Genomic DNA, 7647 nt, shown 5'->3' with positions numbered 1-7647 from the left:
GTAGATCGCGCCGCGCCGCAGGGCCTCGGCCACCCGTGTCTCGGGCGCGCCGACCCCGGCCAGCCACACGTCGCAACGGGCGTTGATGAACAGATCAGGCCCCACCGCGCTCCGGATCGCCGCGATCTTGGCCGCCAGGGCCTCGGGCGCGCCGCCGCCGTCCTCGATATTGATCCCCTGCGCGCCCGTCGCGACGATCCGCCCGGCCGTCGCCGCCACCTCGGCGGGATCGTCGGAATAGCCGCCTTCGAAATCGACGCTGACCGGCACGCCCTGCGCCGCCCGCACCACGTCGGCGCTCATCTGCACCGCCCGGTCCGTGGGCAGGGGCGTCCCCGTCCGGCCAGCCCAGCGCCCAGGCGCACCCCGCACTGGTCGTGGCGATCGCTCGCGCGCCCAGCGAGCGCATCACGGCCGCGCTCCCGGCGTCCCAGGCGTTGGGCAGGATCAGCAGGCCGGAACGGTGCAGGTCGTGAAAGGCGGTCATGGCGTGTCTCCCTGTGTCCTCCGGATGTAGGGCCGCCCGCCGCCATCCGCTCGCGGTTTCCGGACATTATCGCCCGACTGCCGCCACCTGCCGCCAAACCGCGGCGAGCGGCCTCGGCAACCTTAGCCGACGGCCGCCGTTTCCATGGTCCGACGGATTAACCAGGACACATCCCGATGCGCGCCCTCATGACCGCTTCCGCCCTCGCCGCCGGCGGCGCCCTTCTGCTCTCGGCCGCTCCGGCCCTGGCTCAGACCCCCTACGGTTCGACTCAGCAGCCGACCCAGGACGAGCGTATCGGCGCCATCCTGGGCGCCCTGTTCGGCGACCGCCTGGGCGTCTCCAGCTCGCTGGAGGCCGACTGGGGCCGCGGCCGCCGTCCGCTGGCCAACCAGCGCACCCAGTTCGAGAGCCGGCTGACCGCCGACGTCCGCTCCGGCGCCCTCTCCGTCCAGCGCCGCCGCCCGCCTGCGCACCGAGTACGACGACCTGGTCCAGCTCGAGGCCCGCTACACCGCCGACGGCCGCGTCACCACGCAGGAGCGGGCCGACCTCGCCGCCCGCTACCGCGAGTTCTCCCAGCGCGTCGAAGCCGGCGGCGGCTATGACGACGAGCAGGGCGCCGTCGCCGCCGGCCGCGCCGAGTTCGAGACCCCGGCGTCGACGCCGCCGTCCGCGCCCCGCCGCCTGACCCGCACCGAGGGCACGCGGCTGAAGACCGACTACCAGGCCCTGATCGACGTCGAGGCCGGCTATTTGCGCGATGGCCGGATCACGCGTCAGGAGCAGGCCGATCTCGACTCCCGCCTCGACGCCCTGGACGCCCGCGTCGGCGACGGCCCGTCCGGCGGCGGCTATGTCGACAACCGCACCCGCCTGGCCGACATCGAGCGCGCCCTTTCGAGCGGCTCGACCCTCAGCCGGGCCGAGATCGACGACATCCGCGTCGAGCACGGCGACCTGGTCCGCCTCGAGGCCGCCTACGCCCGCGCCCAGCCCTCGTCGGACGACCGCGCCTATCTGGAACGCCGCATCGGCGAGCTCGAGGCCCGGGCCCGCGTCCGTCGCCGCTGAGCGTCCGCCTGCCGCCACCCTGCTGACAGTCGGCTGTCAGCAGGGACCCGCTCCCGCACTGGCGTCCCCGCGGGCCGCCGCCTACATTCCGTTCATGGCCCGTTCCCCCTCGAAGTCCGGCAAGCCCGTCCACGTCCCGGGCCAGGCCTCGGGCCTGTCCGAAGCCCCAGGCGCCCTTCGTGCGCGACCCGGCCGGCTCCGCCCCGGGCCATGCCCCATGTTTCGCCCCCCGTCACAGGCCCCCGCCTGACGCCCGAGGAGGCCCCCGGCGCGCCCGAAGGCTGGGCCCCGCACCGCCCCGAGCGGCCGACCGACAAGAAACGCATCCCCTTCCGGCTGGAGACCAAATACACCCCCGCCGGCGACCAGCCGACCGCCATCGCCGAGCTGGTCGAGACCGCCAACGCCGGCGAGCGCGACCAGGTCCTGCTGGGCGTCACCGGCTCGGGCAAGACCTTCACCATGGCCAAAGTCATCGAGCAGACCCAGCGCCCCGCCCTGATCCTAGCCCCCAACAAGACCCTGGCGGCCCAGCTCTATTCCGAGTTCAAGAGCTTCTTCCCGGACAACGCGGTCGAGTATTTCGTCTCGTACTACGACTACTACCAGCCCGAGGCCTACGTCCCGCGCACCGACACCTACATCGAGAAGGACTCGTCCATAAACGAGCAGATCGACCGGATGCGCCACTCGGCCACCCGCGCGATCCTGGAGCGCGACGACGTCATCGTGGTCGCCTCGGTCAGCTGCATCTACGGCATCGGCTCGGTGGAGACCTACACCGCCATGACCTTCACCCTGAAGGTCGGCGACCAGATCGACGAGGCCAAGCTGCGCGCCGACCTGATCGCGCTCCAGTACAAGCGCAACGACGCCGCCTTCGAGCGCGGCATGTTCAGGAAGCGCGGCGACGTGCTGGAGATCTTCCCCGTCCACCTGGAGGACCGCGCCTGGCGCATCCAGATGTTCGGCGACGAACTCGAATCCATCCAGGAGTTCGACCCCCTGACCGGCAAGAAGACCGCCGACCTCAACGAGGTCACCGTCTACGCCGCCAGCCACTACGTCACGCCCCGCCCCACGCTCAACCAGGCCATCAACGGCATCAAGGCCGAGCTGAAGGAGACGCTCGACTGGATGGTCGAGAACGGCAAGCTTCTCGAAGCGCAACGCCTGGAGCAGCGCACCCGCTTCGACCTGGAGATGATGGAGGCCACCGGCTCCTGCGCCGGCATCGAGAACTATTCCCGCTGGCTGACCGGCCGCGCCCCCGGCGAGCCGCCGCCCACCTTCTTCGAATACATCCCCGACAACGCCCTGCTGTTCGTCGACGAGAGCCACGTCACCATCGGCCAGATCGGCGGCATGTACCGCGGCGACTACCGCCGCAAGTCGACCCTGGCCGAGTACGGCTTCCGCCTGCCCTCCTGCATCGACAACCGGCCCCTGAAGTTCGACGAGTGGGACGCCATGCGCCCCCAGACCATCCACGTCTCGGCCACGCCCCAGTCCTGGGAGCTGGAGCGCGCCGGCGGCGTCTTCGCCGAACAGGTCATCCGCCCCACCGGCCTGATCGACCCGCCCATCGACATCCGCCCGGTCTCGGGCGCCACCCGCAACCAGGTCGACGACGTCATAGACGAGGTCAAACAGACCGCCCGCGACGGCTACCGCAGCCTGGTCACCGTCCTGACTAAGAAGATGGCCGAGGACCTGACCGAGTACATGCACGAGCAGGGCGTCCGCGTCCGCTACATGCACTCCGACGTCGACACCCTGGAGCGCATCGAGATCCTGCGCGATCTCCGTCTCGGTTCATTCGACGTCCTGATCGGCATCAACCTGCTGCGGGAAGGCCTGGACATCCCCGAGTGCGGCCTGGTCGCCATCCTGGACGCCGACAAGGAGGGCTTCCTGCGCTCCGAGACGTCGCTGATCCAGACCATCGGCCGCGCCGCCCGCAACGTCGACGGCCGGGTCATCCTCTACGCCGACCGCATGACCGGCTCGATGGAGCGCGCCATCGCCGAGACCAACCGCAGGCGCGAGAAGCAACAGGCCTACAACGCCGCGCACGGCATCACGCCCGAAAGCGTCAAGCGCGACATCAAGGAGATCCTGGCCAGCCCCTACGAGTCCCGCGAGCTGGACCGCCTGACCGCCCCCGGCGTCAAGGACGAGGCCAAGCCCTTCACCGGCTCCAACTTCCAGGCCGCCCTCAAGGACCTGGAAGGCCGCATGCGCGAGGCCGCCGCCAACCTGGAGTTCGAGGAGGCCGCCCGCCTGCGCGACGAGATCAAGCGCATGAAGCTGATGGACCTGGAGTTCGCCAACGACGTCATGACGGCGGAGGGGGAGGCGGTCGACAAGGCGGCCCCGAAGAAGTGGCGCGCGGAGGCGGCGGCGGAGAAGGCGGCGGGGTTCAGGAAGGGGCGGTAGGGCTGAAAGCCAAGTCTTAGCTGTCGCTAAAGGCAGATGGCGTGGTGCGCTATATACTTAGGCGTAGATCGGGCCGGTAACACAACATGTTGCGCAGAAACATGTGGCAGGGCAGATACCGAATCGGTATCTTGTCAAGCGACCCTGGGGCGATCGAAGCCCAACGCTTGCGTCGGACCCTAATGTAGGTTTCCTCGGGGTCGCCTTTTCCCCAAACGTCGATCGATCACGTGATGCGATGGCATGAATAGCCAGTGCCGATAGGGGTGCGTCCAACGGTCGGACGGACCGTAATGGCAGCCAGTACCCACCCCTACGTTGAAATTGGGGTAGATTTTACGAATCTCCTCGTTGATCGCCTTATACAGCTTCTCCTTGGCAACCGTCCGCTTGCCCCTGAGCCTTCGTCCAGCCGGCTTCTCTTTCAGCTTGTCATTCAGCTTCGAGGACATCGAGCCTAAGATAATGTCCAGTCCTTGCAGAATGGCATGCTTCTTGGAATCGACATCGTTTATCCCTCCCTTCGGGATGTAGAGGTTACAGCCACGCATGAAGGCTGAGAGAGGGATGCGGCAAAGGAAGTCGCGAAATTTGTCAACGCGCTCCTTGGTGTCGGGAATCTTGTCCGGAAGGACCGTAACAAAAACTGCTTGATATGGATTGTGATCGGCATACTTCAGACCAAACGCGTACTTTATAAATTGATAGTACAATATGAAATATTGATCATCGTGATGACGTTGCTGTAAATTCAATGGCACCCTCATGTTCTGAGTGAACATGATCCGAACTTTTATGCGAGAAGCGGCAACATAACTGAAATAATATCTAACAAAATCGATATACCTATCAACACAGGATTGATCTACGTTCTGCCATTTTAGCTCGTGAATGAGCCCTAGCTCTACTTTCTTTGCTTCAAGTTCCCTGTTGATGGGCTCTTGATCGGCGCTGGAGAGCAAGACACCCCCAAAAAAATTGGAGAAATACCGCCCCCTTTTGTCGGATTCGTCCGCGTAAATTACGTAATGCTTATCCGCCATGAGGTGCTGAATTGGCCGCCAACCCTAAGTCGAGTCAACTTCAGAAGCTGAAGGACCTCGCGCGGGGAGCTGGAGAGCGATGAGTACAACCCAACTCCGAAGACCGGGCGCGGCGGGTGGCGACGGCTGCGGCTCCTGAAGGGAAACTTCCCACAAAGTAACCGTGTTACACGACCCTCGACAAACGCCAGGCTGCACCGCATGACTCCCGCATTGGTTGATGGGACTTGATCATGCTTTACCGTTACGTGCCGCAGCTTCGCTCCAAAGCGGGCGAGGCCATCGCGCTGAACAATCTCACTGCGACGGCAAAGGACAGGATGTTCCCCGTCGTCAACTTGACGACGGTCGTGCCTTCGACCTTCACGAGTCGAGTTGCGCAAGCTTGGGCCGGGCGCTCGCTCGCGCTTGACGGCTCCTTCAACTTCGATGCCTCCGGCTCGGGATTGGAGATGCAAAAGCTAGCGACTACCCTGCGCGGGGCAGGCGTGACGGTGGTGCCCTGCATCGAGTATGGGGCACAGGCGGGCTACCTCGCCGCGGTCCAGACTGTTGCGCAGGGAGCGCCATCGGGCTTGGTAGTCAAAGCCCGGCTAGGTCACATCCACCTTATCCCGGGTTGGTTGGCCGCAGCGAGTTGGCAGCTTTCCGATGTGGATCTGGTTATCTCTGCTGGACATCTTGCCGACTTTGGCGGACCCGGCGTTGTAGATCAGGTAGTGCTGAGCACCCTGATGAACCTTCATGCCCCAACCGCCTGGCGGTCCGTAACCCTCTTTGCGTCATCCGCTCCCAAGGACATGAGCAACTTGGGGCTGGGCAGCAACCTGGTGCCTAGACTGGAGTGGGCGCTCTGGGATGCGATGCGAACTCAGGTGCCCTTCCAACTGGATTATGGCGATTGCGGAATGGGACATCCTGACCTGTCCGATCCGCCAGGGTTCGTGATGGGAAACGCCACGGTGAGCGTGCGTTACACTCTCGATACGGAATGGCTGATCCTGAAAGGACGCCCGGTATCAGGAAGAACCGGCCTTCCCATGCCGCAGCAATATCTGGATCATGCCAAGACCTTGGCAGCGCATCCCAGTTTCGGTGGAGTCCCGGGGTGCTGGGGAGATCAGCGCATTCAGCAGATTGCCGGAGGCAAGGGCACCTCAGGCAGTCGACAGACTTGGGTGGAGATTGGCGTCAACCGGCACCTGTCCTTGGTTGCTGATCGTCTGCCGTAGCCATCCTTCTCGTCGCTTGAGCATAGCGCGCACCAAATCTGAAAGCTCAGCGTAGGGAAGTGTGGCGAGTTTCTGATGAAGTTCAGGAGCGGTTTTGGACCGTACCCCCTTGGCTATGCCTCGGCTTTCAAGCGCCTCAAGAGCTTCGTTCCTCCAAAGGAGCCGGGCGACTAACAAAGGATCAGGCTTCGGATTGAGCCGTCCTTCTCGAGTTCGCCGTAGCTCGACGGAGCCCGCTGAGCCTTCGGCGACGATTACCCCCCACCACTTCGGAACAATCTTTTTAGCATGTGGAGCGTGCCGTTTGCCCACCACTAGGCAAACTTCGTCAAATACCCGGCTGTAAAGTTCCGCCTGGATAGGCAGACGATCCAACGTGTCGCTGTCACTCTTCAGTTCGTAGCCCGTGAGCCGCCCGTTGATAACGGCTAGGTCGATCCGAGCGGACCCGGACCAAATGCCCATTTCCTCTACGATTCGTGTGTCTTCTTCTCCCGCGTGCTCCTCTGCAAGCAGCCGCCGCAGCGCTACGCGAACGTCGTGGTCACGCATGAGAGGTTGGTCCCGAGTGGTCGACGCAGGACTTAACTCAAGCCCCGTGCCATTAACACCCAGCGCATTGCGCGGGTTTGTCAAAGGCAGACACGCCGCATCTCTGATATGTAAACAAAAAGAGAACATCACGACTCCTTAGCGCTTTCACCAGTGCCACGCCTCCCCTGATCGGCCATTCGCGGATTCCCAGCGAACCCGAGCCGCCCAACCGCCTGTAATCGCGGCCTTCTCCCTCCGCCCCAGCGTCACGAACCCGCCTGGGTTTCCCGCGGCCCCATAATCCTCCCATCCCGTCGATGGGGAGGGCGCCGGATCCAGCGTCCCGTCGCGGCGGGCTGTGGTCGAGCGATGGAGCCCGGGAGACGGATATCCCGGGGGTCCCGGACGGCGCCGATGGATGGCGTCCGCCGGCTCGCCGCGCGCCTTTGGACGCGGGCCGCTGGCGGCGGGGGGAACCTCGCACGCCAAGCCCGCCCCGCGCCGTCGCCCGTAAGGACGACGGCGGATGATCCGGCTAGGCCCGAGGAGGGCCGCCAACCGGAGGGCGTGTGGAAAACGGCCGCGCGGGGCGTCCCCTCGTCGAACGGTAACCCCACACAGCACCGGGCGAGGCCCGGCGCCCCGCGCCCTCCCCGAGCTTCCGGCGGCCAACCGCCGGAAGCCGATGACGCACGCCTTGTCATCCCGGCCGCAGCGCAGCGAAGCGCCGGGACGCGCCCCCCCCTCTCCACCCAAGGAGCCCCCCCGCCATCCGACCCCGACGCCAATCCCGTCAGGCTTTCCTGCGCGACGCCGCCGTCGCCCCTTTCAGCGCGGG

At 65.2% G+C, this 7647-nt stretch carries 6 protein-coding genes and 2 pseudogenes; 4 read left to right on the top strand and 4 right to left on the bottom strand.

All coding sequences use genetic code 11. The annotated features are described in order from the left end of the window. Together AC2W7C_RS10795 and AC2W7C_RS10790 are read right to left on the bottom strand one after the other, a co-directional pair. The coding region (locus AC2W7C_RS10795) for an isocitrate lyase/phosphoenolpyruvate mutase family protein (protein WP_486001447.1) at positions 1–372 on the bottom strand (372 nt) is incomplete at its 3' end. Beyond that, positions 344–487, bottom strand: a pseudogene (locus AC2W7C_RS10790) (isocitrate lyase/phosphoenolpyruvate mutase family protein); the annotation flags it as partial. The pseudogene AC2W7C_RS10790 and the gene AC2W7C_RS10795, both read right to left, overlap by 29 nt. A gap of 176 nt (positions 488–663) precedes the next feature. Here AC2W7C_RS10790 and AC2W7C_RS10785 point away from each other — a divergent pair. From AC2W7C_RS10785 to uvrB, 3 genes and pseudogenes are all read left to right on the top strand, one after another. Further along, positions 664–1095: a hypothetical protein gene (locus AC2W7C_RS10785; RefSeq protein ID WP_486001446.1), complete on the top strand. Its 432-nt coding sequence runs from the start codon at positions 664–666 to the stop codon at positions 1093–1095. Between the two features lie 148 nt (positions 1096–1243). Next, positions 1244–1561 (top strand): hypothetical protein, encoded by a 318-nt coding sequence (locus AC2W7C_RS10780; protein ID WP_486001445.1) that lies wholly within the window; start codon positions 1244–1246, stop codon positions 1559–1561. A 279-nt stretch (positions 1562–1840) separates the two neighbouring features. Beyond that, positions 1841–4000: pseudogene (gene uvrB, locus AC2W7C_RS10775) on the top strand (excinuclease ABC subunit UvrB); the annotation flags it as partial. A gap of 179 nt (positions 4001–4179) precedes the next feature. Here the strand turns inward: uvrB and AC2W7C_RS10770 are convergent. Then, a complete protein-coding gene (locus AC2W7C_RS10770; RefSeq protein ID WP_486001444.1) occupies positions 4180–4962 on the bottom strand; it encodes a hypothetical protein in 783 nt (260 codons plus the stop codon). A 314-nt stretch (positions 4963–5276) separates the two neighbouring features. On the opposite strand from AC2W7C_RS10770, the gene AC2W7C_RS10765 reads away from it, so the two are divergent. Then, positions 5277–6275, top strand: a complete 999-nt coding sequence (locus tag AC2W7C_RS10765) for a beta family protein (RefSeq protein WP_486001443.1) — start codon at positions 5277–5279, stop codon at positions 6273–6275. On the opposite strand, the gene AC2W7C_RS10760 is transcribed toward AC2W7C_RS10765, so the two are convergent. Next, on the bottom strand, positions 6201–6827 hold the full coding sequence (locus AC2W7C_RS10760; RefSeq protein WP_486001442.1) for a sce7726 family protein: 627 nt from the start codon (positions 6825–6827) through the stop codon (positions 6201–6203). The genes AC2W7C_RS10765 and AC2W7C_RS10760 overlap by 75 nt on opposite strands. Between the last annotated feature and the right edge of the window lie 820 nt (positions 6828–7647).

The organism is Brevundimonas sp. CURTG3B2_SDJG (assembly GCF_057364705.1).
This window is presented reverse-complemented; position numbering and strand designations above follow the sequence as displayed.